The sequence below is a fragment of the Nonomuraea gerenzanensis genome (genome assembly GCF_020215645.1).
GTDB lineage: Bacteria > Actinomycetota > Actinomycetes > Streptosporangiales > Streptosporangiaceae > Nonomuraea > Nonomuraea gerenzanensis.
Window position 1 is genome coordinate 2,647,248 of sequence record NZ_CP084058.1, and the last position, 17,172, is coordinate 2,664,419.

General features: G+C 72.1%; 14 protein-coding genes. 5 read left to right on the plus strand and 9 right to left on the minus strand.

Annotated elements, in window-relative coordinates; all coding sequences use genetic code 11:
- Positions 1–49 precede the first annotated feature (49 nt).
- Positions 50–1,549 (minus strand): M48 family metallopeptidase, encoded by a 1,500-nt coding sequence (locus tag LCN96_RS12730; protein ID WP_225272802.1) that lies wholly within the window; start codon positions 1,547–1,549, stop codon positions 50–52.
- Positions 1,550–1,629: 80 nt separating this feature from the next.
- Between LCN96_RS12730 and LCN96_RS12735 the strand changes: the two genes are divergently transcribed.
- The gene (locus LCN96_RS12735) at positions 1,630–2,850 is read left to right on the plus strand and encodes a deoxyguanosinetriphosphate triphosphohydrolase (RefSeq protein ID WP_225272803.1); all 1,221 of its coding nucleotides are present in this window, start codon (positions 1,630–1,632) and stop codon (positions 2,848–2,850) included.
- Between the two features lie 77 nt (positions 2,851–2,927).
- Positions 2,928–4,085 carry an NAD(P)/FAD-dependent oxidoreductase gene (locus LCN96_RS12740; protein ID WP_225272804.1) on the plus strand — a complete coding sequence of 386 codons (1,158 nt, stop codon included), beginning with the start codon at positions 2,928–2,930 and terminating at the stop codon, positions 4,083–4,085.
- Here the strand turns inward: LCN96_RS12740 and LCN96_RS12745 are convergent.
- On the minus strand, positions 4,051–4,941 hold the full coding sequence (locus tag LCN96_RS12745; RefSeq protein WP_225272805.1) for a M23 family metallopeptidase: 891 nt from the start codon (positions 4,939–4,941) through the stop codon (positions 4,051–4,053). The genes LCN96_RS12740 and LCN96_RS12745 overlap by 35 nt on opposite strands.
- A 183-nt stretch (positions 4,942–5,124) precedes the next feature.
- On the opposite strand from LCN96_RS12745, the gene dnaG reads away from it, so the two are divergent.
- Both dnaG and rpoD read left to right on the plus strand, forming a co-directional pair.
- Positions 5,125–6,969, plus strand: a complete 1,845-nt coding sequence (dnaG, locus tag LCN96_RS12750; protein ID WP_225272806.1) for a DNA primase — start codon at positions 5,125–5,127, stop codon at positions 6,967–6,969.
- 508 nt (positions 6,970–7,477) lie between these two features.
- The gene (gene rpoD, locus LCN96_RS12755) at positions 7,478–8,626 is read left to right on the plus strand and encodes an RNA polymerase sigma factor RpoD (RefSeq protein WP_397351884.1); all 1,149 of its coding nucleotides are present in this window, start codon (positions 7,478–7,480) and stop codon (positions 8,624–8,626) included.
- An 84-nt stretch (positions 8,627–8,710) separates the two neighbouring features.
- Here the strand turns inward: rpoD and LCN96_RS12760 are convergent, their stop codons facing one another.
- The 6 genes from LCN96_RS12760 to LCN96_RS12785 are packed head-to-tail and all read right to left on the minus strand — an operon-like array spanning position 8,711 to position 15,781.
- Entirely contained in the window at positions 8,711–9,517 is an 807-nt protein-coding gene (locus LCN96_RS12760) for a transporter substrate-binding domain-containing protein (protein WP_225272807.1), read from the minus strand.
- On the minus strand, positions 9,514–10,899 hold the full coding sequence (locus LCN96_RS12765) for a hypothetical protein (RefSeq protein WP_225272808.1): 1,386 nt from the start codon (positions 10,897–10,899) through the stop codon (positions 9,514–9,516). The genes LCN96_RS12760 and LCN96_RS12765 overlap by 4 nt, the downstream gene beginning before the upstream one ends.
- Positions 10,896–11,594, minus strand: a complete 699-nt coding sequence (locus LCN96_RS12770; protein ID WP_225272809.1) for an FHA domain-containing protein — start codon at positions 11,592–11,594, stop codon at positions 10,896–10,898. Before LCN96_RS12770 ends, LCN96_RS12765 begins: the two co-directional genes overlap by 4 nt.
- On the minus strand, positions 11,594–12,880 hold the full coding sequence (locus LCN96_RS12775) for a vWA domain-containing protein (protein WP_225272810.1): 1,287 nt from the start codon (positions 12,878–12,880) through the stop codon (positions 11,594–11,596). Before LCN96_RS12775 ends, LCN96_RS12770 begins: the two co-directional genes overlap by 1 nt.
- Positions 12,873–13,847, minus strand: a complete 975-nt coding sequence (locus tag LCN96_RS12780) for a PP2C family serine/threonine-protein phosphatase (protein ID WP_225272811.1) — start codon at positions 13,845–13,847, stop codon at positions 12,873–12,875. Before LCN96_RS12780 ends, LCN96_RS12775 begins: the two co-directional genes overlap by 8 nt.
- Complete coding sequence (locus tag LCN96_RS12785; protein ID WP_225272812.1) at positions 13,838–15,781, minus strand: serine/threonine-protein kinase; 1,944 nt, start codon at positions 15,779–15,781, stop codon at positions 13,838–13,840. Before LCN96_RS12785 ends, LCN96_RS12780 begins: the two co-directional genes overlap by 10 nt.
- Here LCN96_RS12785 and LCN96_RS12790 point away from each other — a divergent pair.
- Positions 15,771–15,941 carry a hypothetical protein gene (locus LCN96_RS12790; RefSeq protein ID WP_225272813.1) on the plus strand — a complete coding sequence of 57 codons (171 nt, stop codon included), beginning with the start codon at positions 15,771–15,773 and terminating at the stop codon, positions 15,939–15,941. The genes LCN96_RS12785 and LCN96_RS12790 overlap by 11 nt on opposite strands.
- A 43-nt stretch (positions 15,942–15,984) precedes the next feature.
- Here the strand turns inward: LCN96_RS12790 and LCN96_RS12795 are convergent, their stop codons facing one another.
- Positions 15,985–17,151, minus strand: coding sequence for a coiled-coil domain-containing protein (locus tag LCN96_RS12795; RefSeq protein ID WP_225272814.1), 1,167 nt, complete (start codon positions 17,149–17,151; stop codon positions 15,985–15,987).
- Between the last annotated feature and the right edge of the window lie 21 nt (positions 17,152–17,172).

Consider the following 17,172-nt stretch of genomic DNA (forward strand, 5'->3'; position numbering starts at 1 on the left):
CGTGCCGGAGCCCGGCCTCCATGCCGACGGCGTGCCGGAGCGCGAGGCGCTAGCCCAGGGCGGCCGGGCTGGGCTCCTCCAGCGGCACGTAGTCGTGCCGCATCCCATGATCACCCAGCCACTGCCGCAGCCCCGCCACCGCCGCCGGATTGGCGGCCACCTGCGCCGCGTACTCCGACAGGGCGACCTCCTCCCCGTCGTCGAACAGCAGCCGCGCGGGCCCCGACCACGACAGCGTCCACTTGGCCTCGCCGAGCTGGATGAGCACCGCCTCCAGCGCCTGCCCCAGCACCCCGGCGAGCAGCGTGGGCGACGGGTTCCAGCCCTGCTCCAGCAGCTTGGCCTCCAGCTCGGCCTGCCGCCCGCGCGCGATGGCCTCGAACGCCGCGTCCAGGTACGGCCGCGCCGCCCCCATCACCTGCTGCCCGGCCAGCGCCAGGTCGCGCACGGCGTCGGCGTTGCGGCCGGCGTACATGCCGTGCGAGATCAGCTCCTCCCACGACACCGGCCGCAGCGTCGCCAGGGCCTCGGAGCTCCACATCGACTGCTCCACGGCCTGCACGGCCACGTTCGGGTCCACGAGCAGCGTCAGGGCCGAGCGCGGGTCGGGCACGTGCTGCGGCTCCGGCAGGTGCTCGATGGCGGCCAGGCGGTCGGTCAGGCCGGGGTGCGAGTCGTAAGGGGAGACCTCCTCCGGCTGCTCGCCCAGCTTGGCGATCTCGGCCTGGCGGTCGGGGTCGCTCATCAGCGCGTGGAAGCCGCCGAACACCGACGCGGGCCGCACCCCTCCCGCACCCGTCAGTGACAGGTAGGTGTTGACGTACAGGTCCCAGCCGGTCGCGGTGGCGTGGATCTTGCGCAGCGCGCCCGCCATCGCCTGCCGGCCGCCGATCGCGACCGCGAGCTGGTCGGCCTCCAGCTCCTGGCGGCGCGAGACGGCCTGCGAGACCCGCAGATAGAGCTTGGCGTACCAGGTGAACAGGCGCTGGATGAACGGGTGGTTGTGCAGGCCGCGCACGGTGGCGATGAGCGAGACCCGGCCGCGGTAGACCGGCGCGCCCAGGCGGGTGTGGGCGCCGCTGTAGTGGCCGAGCTCGTGCCCGAGCACGGCGCGCATCTCGTCCACGGTGAGCGTCTGCAGCAGCGGCAGCCCGATGAACATGCGCCGCCGCGTGGCCCGCAGCCCCAGGAGCTTGGTGTCCTCCGACACGGCCGCGTTCACCTCCGCGACCAGGCGGATCTCGTCCGGGGGCGCGGTGCGTACGCGCTGTGAGAGCTCCTCGACCGTCTGCCACAGGACCGGCTCGTGCTCGCGCCCGACCGGCACCCCCGGCTGCTCGCCGTCGCGGCGGCGGCTGACCATGATCAGCGCGCGGACGAGCGCGCCCGCCGCCAGGCTGAGCACGATCGCGAACTTGACCGTGTTGACGTGGAAGTCGACGAGAAGCAGGACGTCGAAGAAGACCGCGGCGGCCAGGATGAGGCCGACGAGCACGTAGAAGCCGGCGAGCAGGGTAAAGGCCAGCACTGCTCGGAACGCTGTCGTCATGGGGGAGGGCTCCCGGGGAAGGGTTTCTCGCGAGGCTTGACACTAGCGGAGACCTGAAACTGGATAAAATCACTTCACTGATGCCGTACTACGACGAGCATGACCAGGAGCGTTGGGTTCCGGAACTTCCCGGCAATCCGGAACGCGCCGCGTTCGAGCGGGACCGGGCCCGGGTGCTGCACAGCGCCGCCCTGCGCAGGCTGGCGGCCAAGACGCAGGTGGTGGGCCCGGGAGAGACGCTCGGCGGCGGGCAGCACATCCCGCGCACCCGCCTGACCCACTCCCTGGAGTGCGCCCAGGTGGGCAGGGAGATGGGCGCCACCCTGGGCGTGGACCCCGACCTGGTGGAGACCGCCTGCTTGGCCCACGACCTGGGGCATCCGCCGTTCGGGCACAACGGCGAGGTGGCGCTGAACGCGCTGTCGGCCTCGTGCGGCGGCTTCGAGGGCAACGCGCAGAGCCTGCGCCTGCTCACCAGGCTGGAGGCCAAGGTCCTCACCGAGGACGGCCGCAGCGCCGGGCTCAACCTGACCAGGGCCGCGCTCGACGCCTCCATCAAGTACCCGTGGACGTGCGACAGGTCGCCCAAGTTCGGCGTGTACGACGACGACCTGCCGGTCTTCGAGTGGATCAGGGAGGGCGCCCCGGAGGGACGGGTGAGCTTCGAGGCGCAGATCATGGACTGGGCCGACGACGTCGCCTACTCCGTGCACGACCTGGAGGACGCCCTGCACTCCGGCCACGTCACCCCCGAGGCGCTCCAGTCGGCGGAGGAGCGCGCCCAGGTGTGCCGGATCACCCACACCTGGTACGCCCCCGGCGCCGACCTCGACGAGCTGGAGGAGGTCTTCGCCAAGCTGATCGCCGACCCGCTGTGGCCGCGCCGCTTCGAGGCCACCATGGCCGACCTGGCGGGCCTCAAGGCGCTCACCAGCGGCCTGATCGGCCGCTTCTGCCGCTCCGCGCAGGCCGCCACCAAGGAGGTGTACGGCTCGCGCCACCGCGCCGACCTCGTCGTGCCGCACGCGACCAGGCTGGAGTGCGCGCTGCTCAAGGGCGTCACCGCGCACTACGTGATGACCACCGCCGACCACCACGCCAACCAGGCCAGGCAGCGCGACCTCATCACCGAGCTGGCCTCGCTGATCACGCTCGGCGCGCCGGCCACCCTGGAGCCCGCCTTCAGGCCCGCGTTCCTGGAGGCCGCGAACGACGCCGCCCGCGTCCGCGTGGTGATCGACCAGATCGCCTCGCTCACCGACACCTCGGCGGTCGCCTGGCACCGCAGGCTCTCTCGCTGATCAAGAGTTCGTCAACGAGCCAGGTCGCCTGGCACAACCGGCTTTCCCGATGACCCCCGCGGGCGCATACTGCGCCCATGGCCACATATGTGATCGTTGGCGCCGGACTGGCCGGGGCGAAGGCAGCGCAGACACTGCGCGAGGAGGGATTCGACGGCGAGATCGTGCTGATCGGCGCGGAGAGCGAACGGCCCTACGAGAGACCGCCGCTGTCCAAGGAGTACCTGCAGGGCAAGGGCGAACGGGAGAAGATCTTCGTCCACGAGCCGGGCTGGTACGCGGACAACGATGTGGACCTGCGCCTGGGCACCAAGGTCACCCGCATCGAGCCGGCCCATCACCTGGTCAGGCTGGGCGACGGGTCGCGCCAGCCGTACGACAAGCTGCTCGTCGCGACCGGTGCCGTGCCCAGGCGCCTGCCTGGGCACGCCCACTACCTGCGGACGGTGGAGGACAGCGAGGCGCTCAGGCGCCGGTTCGGCGACGGCGTGAGCGTGCTGATCGTCGGCGCCTCCTGGATCGGCCTGGAGACCGCGGCGGCGGCCCGCGCGGCCGGCTGCCAGGTCACCGTCGTGGAGCCCGAGCCCACCGCGCTCAACCGGGCGCTCGGCCCCGAGCTCGGCGAGCTGTTCGCCCGCCTGCACGCGAGCAAGGGGGTGGACCTGCGCTTCGGCACGGCCGCCGCGGAGATCACCGAGACCGGCGCGCGCCTGAGCTCCGGCGAGCGGCTCACCGCCGACCTCGTCGTGGTCGGCATCGGCGCCGCGCCCGAGGTCGGCCTGGCCAGGGACGCGGGCCTCGACGTCGGCCAGGGCATCCTCACCGACGCCTCCCTGCGCACCTCGCACCCCGACGTGTACGCGGCGGGCGACGTGGCGGAGTTCCTCCACCCCCTGTACGGCCGCCACATCCGCGTCGAGCACTGGGCCAACGCCCTGCACGGCGGCCCGGTCGCCGCGAGATCCATGCTCGGCCAGGAGGTCGTGCACGACCGGCTCCCGTACTTCTACACCGACCAGTACGACCTGGGCATGGAGTTCTCCGGCGACATCGAGGGCCACGACGAGATCGTCTACCGCGGCGACCCCGAGACGATGGAGTTCATCGCCTACTGGCTGCGCGACCGCCGCGTGATCGCCGGCATGAACGTCAACGTCTGGGACGTCGTGGACGACATCCAGGAGCTGATCAGGTCCGGCGTCACCGTCCACCCAAAGGAGCTGTCGTCGGGTTGACGATGATGACCTCGTCGTCATCGTCGTTGCTCGAGGTCTTCTTGGGCCGCGGCGTCTTGCTCGGCTCCGGCTGCTGCACCGGCTGCTGCCTGGACGCGCACTGCACGGTGCACTGCGGCGTCTCGCCCAGCTTGCCGCGCAGCTTCAGCGTCTCCTCGCGGGGCGACAGCGTACGGTTGCCCTCCTGCCAGGCATCGAGGTAGTCCCACGGCTTGACCATGCCCCTGCGCACCCACCAGAAGGCCGGGCCGGTCTTCCACGAGATGGCGAAGTACAGGTTAGGCCCGGTGTCGCGGGCGTTGCCCGTGCGGCCCACCCGGCCGAGCAGCTGACCGCCCTTGACCCGCGCGCCCGGCTTGATCCCGTCGGCCACCGACTCCAGGTGCCCGCCGAGGTAACGCACGCCGTCGTCACCGATGATCGTGACGAACCTGCCCTCGCGGGTGGAGCCCGCGTCGGTGGAGGGCGACCACCGGTCCTGCAGGTTCACCTCGTCCACCACGCCGCCGACGGGCGCCACGAACGCGCAGCCCTGCGGCGCCCAGATCGTCGTCTTGGGCAGCACGAGCAGCTTGCGCTGGTACGTCGTCTTACAGCCCTTCACCGGGAAGGTGTAGGTGTACTTCGACAGCTTCGGCGGCGGCACCTCGACCGGCTCGCCGCCCTCGGGCGGCTGCTCGGCCGCCAGGTGGCTCGGGGTGGGAACGGTGGCCGTCACCGCCGGGGTGCCGGTCACCGGGGCGGTGGAGGGCGACGTGGCGCCGACACCCGCCAGCCCCGTGGCCTGGGTGCAGGCACCGGTCAACAGCACGGCGCCCGTGACGGCCACCCATCGTCCGACAAGCCCCGATCGCATGATCTCCACCCGTGTCACCGTTTCCACCGACAACCTTTACCTTTGTAGCCGACCCGGGGACCGCGCATCACCGGTTTCCCCCTTTAGCAGCCGCGAGGTAACCTTCGGCTTCCTCCCCGCCGCACCGCCCCGGGACACCCGGGCGGCGCAGAACCGTCGGTGGGGCGGCATAGACTTCCCGGCGTGGCTGGCCGGATCCGTGATGTCGACATCGCACTCGTACGCGAGCGTTCCCCCATCGCCGACGTGATCGGCGAGCACATCCAGTTGCGCAACGCGGGAGGTGGCAACCTCAAGGGGTTGTGCCCCTTCCACGATGAGAAGTCCCCGTCGTTCAACGTCACGCCCGAGCGTGGCATGTACTTCTGCTTCGGCTGCTCCGAGGGCGGCGACGTGATCACGTTCGTCGAGAAGATCGAGCACCTGTCGTTCAGCGAGGCCGTCGAGCGGCTGGCGCAGCGGGCCGGCATCCAGCTCCAGTACGAGCAGGGCGGCTACGTGCCCCGGCGCGACCACGGCGAGCGGGCCAGGCTGATCGAGGCGCACCGGGCGGCGGCCGAGTTCTACGCCGGCAAGCTGATGGCGCCCGAGGCGTCCGCCGGGCGGCGGTTCCTGTCGGAGCGCGGGTTCGAGCGGGCAGACGCCGAGACGTTCGGGGTGGGCTACGCGCCCAACGAGTGGGAGGCGCTGAGCCGCCACCTGATGGGCCGCGGGTTCACCGCGGAGGAGCTGGTGAAGGGCGGGCTGGCCAAGGAGGGCCGGCGGGGGCCGATCGACCGCTTCCGTGGCCGGCTGATCTGGCCGATCCGGGACGCCACGGGCGATGTGATCGGTTTTGGCGCACGGAAGCTGCTCGATTCCGATGACGGGCCGAAATACCTGAATACACCTGACACGCCGCTTTACAAGAAGAGCCAGGTCCTCTACGGGATCGATCTCGCGAAACGCGAGATCTCCAAGCGCGCGCAGGCCGTGATCGTCGAGGGATACACCGATGTGATGGCCTGCCATCTGGCCGGGGTGCCGACCGCCGTGGCCACCTGCGGCACCTCGTTCGGCGAGGAGCACATCAAGATCCTGCGCCGGTTCCTGCTCGACCAGGCCGAGTTCAGGGGCGAGGTGATCTTCACCTTCGACGGCGACGCGGCCGGGCAGAAGGCGGCGCTGCGGGCGTTCGCCGACGAGCAGAAGTTCGTCACGCAGACCTACGTGGCGGTGCAGAGCGACGGGCTCGACCCGTGCGACCTGCGGATCAAGCAGGGCGACGCCGCCGTGCGCGACCTGATCGCCAGCCGCGAGCCGCTGTTCCAGTTCGCGATCAGGAGCACGATCTCCCGCTACGACCTGCGCAGCAACGAAGGCAAGATCGCCGCGCTCGACGCCGCGGCGCCGATCGTGGCCGGCATCAAGGACGCCGGTCTGCGCAAGCGCTACGCCATCGACCTCGACCGGTGGCTGGGTTTCATGGACGAGCGGTTCGTCATGCAGCGCATCGCCGACGTGGGCGGCGCCCAGCAGGGCGGCAGGCAGCGCATGCCCAAGGCGGCCCCCGTCGATCCCAGCGTGCGTGTGGAGCGCGAGCTGCTCAAGCTGGCCGTGCAGCGCCCGGCCCTGCTCGGGCCCCGCTTCGACGCGCTCGACCCGCAGGCGTTCACCGTCCCCGACCACCTGCTGCTGCACCGGGTCATCGTCGCCGCCGGCGGCGTCGCCCAGGCGGGCGGCGGCGGGCGGGAGTGGGTGGACCGGCTGGTGCAGCACGCCCACGAGGAGGGCGCGCGGGCGCTGGTGACCCGCTTCGCGGTGGAGGCCATCCAGGTCGACGCGCACGCCGAGGAACGGTACGCGGGCGACATCCTGACCGCCGCCGAGGCGATGCCGCTCGATCGGGCGATCGCGCAGGTCAAGTCGCGGATCCAGCGGCTCAACCCGGTGGAGCAGCAGCAGGAGTACAACAAGCTGTTCGGGGAGCTGGTGGCGCTGGAGCAGCAGCGCCGGGTCCTGCGCAACCGGGTCGCCGGCGGTAGCTGAACTCGCCGGTATTTTCCACAAAGGAATGAAATAGGTATAAGCCCTGCATAAAGGGCTTGTGTTGTGCCGTCACGGAGCGTGATCGACGTGCCGGGCGCACGAGCGGGCCGGGAAGGCGGCGGAGCGGGTGGCCGGGGCAAGATCGTCAAGGTCGGAGCCATGCGCGCGGCCCGCCCGCGCGGGGCCCGGCACGGCCTTGATCCTCTCCCTTTGGTAACAGTTCGGCGGCTATCGCAAGCGTCAAACCAGGGTGGTTGACCAGGGAATTTGGCGCGGTCCACGATGCGACAAAGAGCGCGGACAACGGCTTCGGGGCAGCGAGAAAGTTGCGTCCGGCTCATCGGCGCCGCCGGACGCGGGAATCCAGATCGCGTAATTGGCTTTACTATCCTGATCAAACTAAGGCTAAACCTTTTGGTGATCTCAATTCGGCAAAGACGGTCGTCTTACCTTCGGTGACAAAAATGGGTCTGCCATTTGATGGAACCAATACTGCAGACTGTCTCCCGTGGGTGCATCGGTGCTGCCAAGTGGACCGCCATCCGTAGATCAGGTGGCGGACCTCGTCGCGAAGGGAAGGGAGCGCGGGAGCGTAACCGTCGATGACGTCGCAGCCGCGCTTGACCGATCCGAGTTGCCGTCCGACGCGCTGGAACGCGTCGTACGCATGCTCGCCGAGAACGGCGTGGAGGTCCTCGAGCCCCAGGGCGACGAGGAGTCCACCCGCGCCGATGAGGAAGACGTAGGCAAGCGGGCGCCGACCAGCGATCTGGTCCGTATTTATCTGCGGGAGATCGGCCGCGTGCCCTTGCTGACCGCTGAGGAGGAGGTGGAGCTCGCCAAGTCGATCGAAGCCGGCCTGTTCGCCGAGGACAAGCTGGCCAACGGGGTCTCGCGTCTGGCCTTCCCGGAGTTCAGGGAGCTCGTCTGGCAGGGCACCCGGGCCAAACAGCGGCTCATCGAAGCCAACCTCAGGCTCGTGGTGTCGATCGCCAAGCGGTACGTGGGCCGCGGCATGCTCTTCCTGGACCTGATCCAGGAGGGCAACCTCGGGCTCATCCGGGCGGTCGAGAAGTTCGACTACACGAAGGGCTACAAGTTCTCCACCTACGCGACCTGGTGGATCCGGCAGGCGATCACCCGGGCCATCGCCGACCAGGCGCGGACGATCCGCATCCCGGTCCACATGGTGGAGACCATCAACAAGCTCGTCAGAGTCCAGCGCCAGCTCCACCAGGACCTCGGCCGCGAGCCGATCCCGGAGGAGATCGCCAAGGAGATGGACCTGCCGGTCGATCGCGTGGTGGAGATCCAGCGCATCGCCCAGGAGCCCGTGTCGCTGCAGTCGCCGATCGGTGAGGAGGACTCCGACCTCGGAGACTTCATCGAGGACGCCGACGCTGTCGTGCCCATGGAGGCAGCCGCCTTCATCATGCTGCAGGATCAGCTCGACGACATCCTGGCCACCCTGTCCGACCGCGAGCAGCGCATCATCCAGCTCCGCTTCGGCCTGGCCGACGGGCACCCGCGCACGCTGGAGGAGGTGGGCAGGGAGTTCGGCGTCACGCGCGAGCGCATTCGCCAGATCGAGTCGAAGACGCTGGCCAAGCTCCGCCACCCGACGCGCGCGCAGATGTTGCGGGACTACCTCGACTGACCGCGCCGGAGGGGACGGCCCTGCCTGGGCCGTCCCCTCCGCGCGTTCACGAGCGGCCCTGGCGGGGCCGACCTCGCCGCGCGTTCACGAACAGCCCTCGAACTGCGGCACCGCGACGATCGCGCGGTCCAGCCACGCCGCCCCGAACCACTTGCGCAGCAGCTTCTGCGCCGTCCCGTCCTGGTACATCCGGGTGATCGCCCGGTTCACCGCCTCGCAGCCCGGCACGTCGCCCCTGGCCAGGCCGACCCCCGTACGCTGCTCATTGAACAGCGCGTTGGCCAGCCGCAGCCCCGACCCGTCACGGGCGGCCAGCCCCGCCAGGATGACGTCGTTGGTGGTGACCGCGTCCACCTGCTTGCTCTTCAGCGCCGCCAGGCAGCGGCTGTAGTCGGGGAACGGCACGACCTCCGCCTTGACCCCCCGCTCCGTCACCACCCGCTGGGCCGCGTTCGACCCCTGCACCTCGCAGATCCGGCGCCCCTCCAGGTCGCGCACGTCGGCGATCCGCTCGTCGGGCCGGACCAGGATGTCCTGGTAGGAGATGTGGTACGGCCCCGCGAACAGCACCCTGCGCTTACGGTCCTGGTCGATCGTGAACGTGGCCACCACCAGGTCGGCCCGGCCGTCCATGAGCACCTTCTCCCGCTCGGCGGCCAGCACGCCGAGGAAGGAGACGTCCTTGCCCAGCCTGGCCGCCAGGTAGCGGGCCACGTCGACGTCGAAGCCCTCGAACGTGCCGTCGCTCTTGCGGAACCCGACCGACGGCAGGTCGGAACGGACGCCGATGACCAGCTCGTCCTTGTCCAGGATCGTCTCCGTGCCGCCCACCCCGCAGCCCGACACGGCGACGCAGGCCAGGGCCAGCAACAGTGCGAGCACACGCTTCACCGGTACTCCTTCAGTCGTGGCCACACGCCGGCCACCATCAGCACGCCGATCGCGCCGATGGCGAACGGCAGCAGCCGCCACAGGTTGTCCAGGGCGCCCTCGCCGCTCCTGATCGAGCGCTCGAACACCTGCTGGTGCGTGCCGGCCAGCTCGGTCAGCTCTCGGTCGTAGGCGTCGAACGCCGTCATGACCGGCCCCAGCCGCGCGGCGACCGCCTCGCCGGTCCTGCCGCTCGCGGCGAGGTCGCGGAAGGCCCTGTCGGCCTCCTGGAAGCTCCGGTACGCGCGGGCCACCTCCTCGCCCTGCCTGCCGACCAGCTCCGGCCCCAGCAGGCCGAGGTAGCCGGTCGAGCTGCCGGCCACCGCGGTGTGGTACTCCCGCAGGTTGCCCGCGTCGGTGTACATGACCGCCAGCGACCGGTCCAGGAAGGTGTGCTCGTAGGTGTCGGCCCGCCCCTTGTCGAGCAGGTAGCGGCTCTGGTCGCCCTGCATGCTGTTGCTGATCGCCCGCGCCTTGGCCAGCGTCAGCACCGAGTCGAACCCGGCCGACTTGGCCGTGCGCAGGTCCGCCTCGTCCTGGGCGAGCACGCTGGTCCCGAAGAACAGCGCCGCCGCCGTCGTCACCGTCGCGACCAGCAGCGCGGGCCCGAAGACCCGGCGGAAGCGCCGCGCCAGGAACAGCTGCAGCCACAGCAGGCAGCCCAGCGCCACCAGCCCGGCCAGCACGACCGCGACCCGCATCAGCGGCCCCACGACGGTCTTCGCGTCGTAGGTGGCGCGCACGATCGTGCCGCTCTCCAGCGTCAGGTTGTAGGCCTGCGGCAGCAGCACCATCCGCATCAGGTCGGTGGCCTGGCGATAGGTCCGCACCACCTCCTCGGGCGGCGGGCCAGGCGCGTGCCTCGACTGCTCGTTCAGCAGCAACGCCCGGCCGGCCAGCCGCTCGTAGCGGCCGAGCCCGTCGAGCACCGACTGCACGGTGCTGCGCTCGGCCGCGTTGTCACCGGACAGCTCGAACGCCTGCAGCAGCGTCCGGTTGGCCTGGGCGCGCCGCTCGTCGTAGCGCTCCAGCGCGGCCCGGCGCTGCTCGGCGGCGGACTCGCCCATCACCAGGACGTTGGCGACCTGCGCGTCCATGTCGCTGAGCGCCAGGTAGAGCCCGGCGGTGGCGACCACCTGCGGCCCCGCGTCGCGGCCGATGACCCGCAGCCCCTCGCGGGCGCTGGAGGTGCCGACCGCCAGCGCGGCGAAGAGCAGGGCCAGCGAGGCGACGGTGACGCCGGAGATGATTCGGATCCTGCCGGGCACGCTGCGCCGCGCCGGCGGGGCGGGCGCGGGGGAGGCCGGTACGGGCGCGGCCGGCGCCGTCTGCACCACGGTCACGGCGTGCCCTCCCTGATCGTGATCACCGTCCACGCGCCCAGGTGGATCCGGTCGCCTGGGCCGACCCTGACCGGCACGTTCACCTTCAGCACCTTGCCGTTGACCTGAGTACCGTTCGACGAGCCCGGGTCGACCAGCATCCAGCTGCCGTCCGGCTGGGCCAGCAGCACGGCGTGCAGGTGCGAGACGCCCGGGTCCTCCGGCGGGCCGGTCAGGTCGATCTCCGGCGCCAGGTTCCTGGCCCGGCTGCGCCGCCCGATGCGTACCTGCTCACCGTGCAGCGCGAACGACCGCTCGGGACAGTACGGCGGGAACGCCATCGCGGCGGCGTCGGGACCGCCCTCGGCGATCACCTTCTCGTAGTACGTGCGGTCGGCGGCGGTCACGACCTCCCACCGGGCGCCCGTGGCGGCCCCCATCACCGGAGCCTGGGCGGGGGCGGCGCTGCCGCTGTAGTCGTGGCCGCACACCTCGCAGAACTGCCCGGCGCGCGGCGTCTGGCAGATCGGGCACGCCTCGGCCGGCGCCGCGGCGGGCGCGGACCCCGCAGCGGATCCCGCAGCGGATCCCGCAGCAGGCCCCGCGGCAGGGGCCGGGGCGGGCTGGGAGGCGGGCGCCGGGGCGGCCAGCTGGGTGCCGCAGACGTCGCAGTAGTCGTCGGCGCCCGACTGGTGCCCCTGCGGGCAGGTCGCCATCAGCTTCCTTCCTTGCGCAGCCGGCTCGTCCGCTCGGAGCCGGCGTCCAGCTCGATCTCGTCGGCCTTGTCGACGTTCCTGCGCAGCCGCGCCGTGCCCGTGGCCGGGTCCACCTCCACGACCTTGTCGAGCAGCCTGGCGGTGTCCTCGCGGCCCGAGTCCTCGGCGAGCTGCCGCGCCCTGGCCAGGCGGGCGGTGGCGGTCTCGACGTCACCCATGGCACGCAGGCTGAGCCCGTCCTGGATGAGCTCGTGCAGCTCGGCCTGGCCCGTGTAGTGGGCGACCTTCCTGTTGATGCGGGTGGACTGCGCCAGGTCGTCGGTCCACTGGGCCAGCACGTTGCCGGTGGCCAGGACGTCCTGCGTGTCGGGGCGGACCAGCTTGACCCAGCCGGCCCTGATCTCCTGCCCGATCTGCCCGGGCGGCACCTCGACGCAGACGTGGTACTCGCGCTCCTCGTTGCCCCAGGAACCGGTCGGGTAGTCGCCGGTCAGCGGGTTGACGTCGGTGCGCTTGCCGGTCAGGTCGAGCAGCGTGGGGGAGACCTGCTTGACGAACTTCAGCCGCGCCGTCTGCGGCACCCACACCCGCAGCGACAGCTCGGCCACGGTCTTGCTCATCGAGGTCTGCGTGAGCCGGCGGAAGAACTCCGGCAGGTCCCCCTGGTTGCGCACGTAGTCGAAGGAGCCGAGCATCGCCTCGGCCACCTTGCGCAGCTCGGCCGGCACCCAGTCCTCGCCGACGCCCAGGCTGTCGCAGACGAACTTGCCGCTCCACCCCGCCAGCACGGAGGCGAACACCTCGGGGCGCTCGTTGTTCTGCCCGTCGGTCATGAGGATCGCGTGCCTGATCGCCGAGGGGTGCGCGGTGAGCAGGTGCCCGGCCAGCTTGAGCCACTCGCCGATCGCGGTGCCGCCGTGCGCGGTCAGCCGGCTGATCGCCCGCTCCGCCTCGGCCCTGGTCGCGCCGTTGGCCTTGACCAGGTTGGCGTTGCCGCCGGGGTAGACGACCGTGGCCCGCTCCGTCCCGGCCACCACCGCGAAGTACACGCCGTCGCGCAGCGTCCGCACGGCGGCGGCCGCCGCCTGCCGCGCCTCGCGGATCTTGCTGCCGCTCATCGAGCCGGACGTGTCAATGATGATCACTTCGGCCGCCTCGGCGGGCACGGACTGCGTGACCGCCGCGCCCGTGGAGCCGATGGTGAGGATGGCGTGCACCTCACGGCCGTCAAGGGGGAGGTACTTGTTCTGGTCGATGTTCAGCGTGAAAGCGGGCTGGTCACCCATGCGCTTCTCCTAGGGGGATCAAGGCGATCGTCACGTTGTCCTGGCCGCCGCGGCTCAGCGCGTGGCGCAACATCTCGCGGGCCAGCTCCAGGGGGGTCCCCGTGCGGGGGAAGTCGTAGCCGTCCAGGTAGCGCCACAGGCCGTCGCTGCAGACCAGCAGCAGGCCGGGCGTGCCGGGGGCGAGCGTGCGGACGTGCGGGCCCGCGTCCTCGGCGTCGGCGCCGAGCCACGCGGTGATCTCGCCGGTCTCCACCGTGTCGTCCCGCGTCAGCGGCGTGCCCGAAGGCAGCAGGTACGCCCGCGTGTCACCGGCCCAGGCGAGCGTGACCCCGCCGTCCGGCCGCACGACGGCGGCGATGTAGGTGCAGGCGGGGGCGTCGTCCAGGGAGGTCGCCAGCTTGGTCACGGCGCGGCCGGCCAGCTCGAACGCCTCCTCGTGCGGCAGGCCCCTGGCCAGGGCGGCCGAGGCCGTCTCGACGGCCGCCGCCGAGGCCTCGTCGGCTCTGGGCGAGTTGCTGACGCCGTCGCACACCACGGTCACGACCGTGCCGTCCGCCTCCAGCAGCGCCATCGCGTCCTCGTTGCGCCCGCGCCGCAGCCCCTTGTCGGTCAGCGCCGCGGCCTGCCTGCCCGCGCCGCCGGGGAGCACGAGCTCGGCGTGGTCGCGGCCGGTGGGCTGGCGGGCGCCGCACCGCTCGCAGTACCCCTCCGCGTCCACGGCCGCCGCGCCGCACGTGGCGCAGGCGGGGGCGCCCAGGGCGTGGCCGCACGCCTCGCAGTAGCTGTCGCCCGGCAGCACCGGCGCCTCACACACCGGACACACACCCGCGGCCGTGCCGGTGTCCGCGCCGGTGTCCGCGCCGGTGTCCGCGCCGGTGTCCGCGCCGGTGTCCGCGCCCGTGCCGGTGTCCGCGCCCGCGCCCGCAGCGGTGCCTGCGCCCTCGCCCGCGTCCGTGTTCACAGCCACGTCCTCGGCCGTACGGCGTTCGCCTGGTCGATCAGCGCGTGCCGCTCGGCGCGGGACTCGGCCGCCACCGCCAGCCTGCGGTAGAGGGACTCCAGCCGCCGCCGCAGCCCCGTCTCGGTGAACGGCGCGTCGGCCAGCCGCACGTCCTTGGGCGGCGGCGCGTTGTTCTCCAGCCAGGCCAGCGCCCCGCTCAGCACCTCCGCCACGAGCAGGTCGCGGCGGCGCGGATCGAGGTCGGCCTGGTTGGTCACCCGCTCCACCGCGCCCACCAGGTCGGCGGCCCGCACCGTGCCGGGATCGGGCCGCCGCACCACCGAGGCCGCCAGCGCCACCTGCGCCGCCACCCGGTAGACCGACGAGGCGGGCACCTCGTCCAGCGCGCCCATCCGGCCCGACCTGGCCAGCCCGAACGCCGCGCTGACGTAGGCGCGGTCGGTCCGCCAGACCAGGTCGTACCAGGAGGCGGCCGGCTTGCCCGCCAGCTCCAGCGCGAACGCCAGCGCGAGCTTGGGCGCCGTCTCGCCCGGCAGCGTGGACAGGCAGGCGTCGAAGTGGTGCACCGCCTGCCCCGCCTGGCCGGTGGACAGCGCCAGCACCCCGCGGTACCAGGTGACCCGCCAGTCGCCCGGCAGCTCGCGGTCGAGCTCGTCCAGCGCGGCGGGCGCCTCGGCCGCGCCCGACTCGGCCAGCAGCCTGACCCGCATGAGCCTGGTCTCGGGGGTCGGCGGCATGGCGGCGAGCTGGTCGATCAGCTCCCTGCCGTCGCGCCCGATCAGCCCGGCCAGCGAGCCCGCCGCCGGGTCGAGCGGGTCCACCAGCGGCACCGGCAGCGACCGCGCCGCCGCCACCGGGTCGAGCGGCCCGAACACCTCCTGCCGTGACTCCGCCAGCGCCGTCCCGACCGCCCTGCGCTCCGGCCCGAACAACGTCGAGAGCGCGGGGTAGGGCACCCCGTCCTCCAGCGCGCTGACCTCCCGCAGCACGCCGACGAGCTGCTCCTCCATCTCCTCGGCGCTCTGGAACCGCTCGGCCGGGTCGATGGCTGCGGCCCTGTGCAGCAGCCGCGTGAACGACGGATGCCCGCAGTCCACCGGCAGCGGGCTGGCCACGCCGCCCTTGGCCGGGCTCCATCCCGGCACCGCCAGCACCGCCAGCGTCCTGGCCACGGTGTAGAGGTCGGTGTCCACCGACGCCGGCATCGTGTCCAGCTCGGGGGCGTGGTAGCCGACCGTGCCCCACGACGAGCCCACCGGCGAGCCGAACGGCTGCACCGCGCCCATGTCGATGAGCTTGAGCCGCTTGCCGACCCGGATCACGTTCGCGGGCTTGAGGTCGCAGTAGACCTTCTGGTTCTCGTGCATGTACGCGAACGCGTGCAGGATCTCCCTGCCGTACATGAGCGCCTCGCGCAGTGGCAGCGTGCCCTGGCGGCGCAGCTCGTGCAGCGACTGGCCGCCGACGTACTCCATGACGATGTAGCCGTGACCGGCGGAGCGCTGGAAGTTGTGGATCTTGACGATGTTCGGGTGGTCGAGCGTGGTCAGGAACTTGCGCTCGGCCTCCGCCGCCGCGATCGCCTCCGGGTCCATGGTGTTGAGCAGTCCCTTGAGCACCACCCAGCGGCCGTCGAGGTTCTCGTCGGAGGCCAGGTAGATCCAGCCGAGCCCGCCGTGCGCCAGGCAGCCCAGCACCCGGTACTGGCCGGCGACCAGGTCGCCCTTGTCCAGCTTGGGGGTGAAGGAGAACTGGGTGCGGCAGTGCGGGCAGAACCCGTCCGTCAGCCCCGGCCGCCCGTCGCGGGAGCGGCCCACCGGCTTGCCGCACGCCGGGTTGGCGCAGTAGCGCTTGTCCTCGGGCACCTCCGGGTCCGCCATGACGGCGGTGGCCGGGTCGCGGTAGGGGACGGAGGGCAGGTCGGCGACGGTGGCCAGCACGCCGGCCCGCGACCTGCCGCTGCTCACCGGGCCGCTCACCGGCCTGCTGCTCACGGGGCGGGTCTGCACGGGCGCCGAGGGCGACGCGGACGGCGACGCGGACGGTGCCGGGGTGTGGGCGGGTGACGAGGCCGCCGCGTGGCCGCAGAGGTCGCAGTAGCCTTCCTCGATCGTCCCGGTGCAGCCGGGCTGCGCGCAGCGGGTCATCGCGTACCTCCGGAGATCGCGCGCTGGTAGTTCTCGACGGCCGCGGCCGCCCTCGTCAGGTCGCAGGGCGCGCTCCACAACAGCGCGCGCGCCCGCTCGTACAGCTCCAGGGCGGCCGGATCCTCGGCCAGGCCCTTGCGCACGGCCATCACCTGGCAGGCGCCGAGCCGGCCGCGCAGCTCGTCGCGCCGGCCGACCAGCCCGTAGAGCGCCTTGGCCGTGGCCAGCGCCTGCTCGGCGGCCGTGCGGGCGTTCTGCTCCAGGGCCGCCAGCCGCTTGGCGCGCTGCACCCAGGTGTCGGCGGAGGTGTCGAGCGCGTCCAGCGCCTCGGCCAGGCCGTCCACCCTGCTGCGCGGCTGCGCCTGCGGCGGCAGGGCGATCTTCACGACCACCGCGCCGTGCGCCAGCCTGGTCTCGCTCTCGGCCGCGCGCACCTGGTCGAGCGCGGCCAGCAGGTTCTCGCGGCGCCTGGCGTACTCGCCCTTGACCACGAGCGCCAGCTCGGCCTCGGCGCGCAGGCCCGCCAGCAGGCGGGCCAGGCGGTCGAGGTCCTGCTCGACGGAGGCGCCCAGCGGGTCCTCGACCACCGTGGCGCGGATCCGGCGCAGCTCGGCCTCCTGGTCGGCGGGGCCGGTCGTCTCGCCCAGCTCGCGCTCCAGCTCTCTGATCCGGCGCAGGTCGGCCTCGGCGTCGTCGAGGCGGGGCAGCACCGAGTTCCACACGGCGTCGATGTCGTTGAGTGTGCCCGTGACCTCGCGGAAGGCGGTGTCCATCCGCGTCACGGCCTCGTCCAGCGTCAGCCGCTCGTCCGCCTGGGGCAGCAGCGAGCGCTGCTCGACCGGCTTGGCCGCGGCGCGCACCACCACGGACGCGCCTCCCAGCAGCTCCGTGAGCCGGGCGAGCTGGTCGGCGCCCAGGCGGGCGCGGGCGGCCCTGACTTGCTCGGCCTCACGCAGCACCGCGCGGTAGGCGTCGTTCAGCGACCAGAGCGCGGTCAGTGCCTCCTGAGCGCAGGCCCAGCGCCGCTCGGTCGCCCCCCGTAAGGACGCCCCCTTGATCAGCTGGTAGGTGGTATGTGATTCGAGATCGAGCAGGTCGCCTGAGATACGGTCGCGCTCGTCCGCGCGGGCACGAAGCGCATGCTCTGCGCCTTCCCTGCTCATTGGTGGTCCCAGGCTCATCAC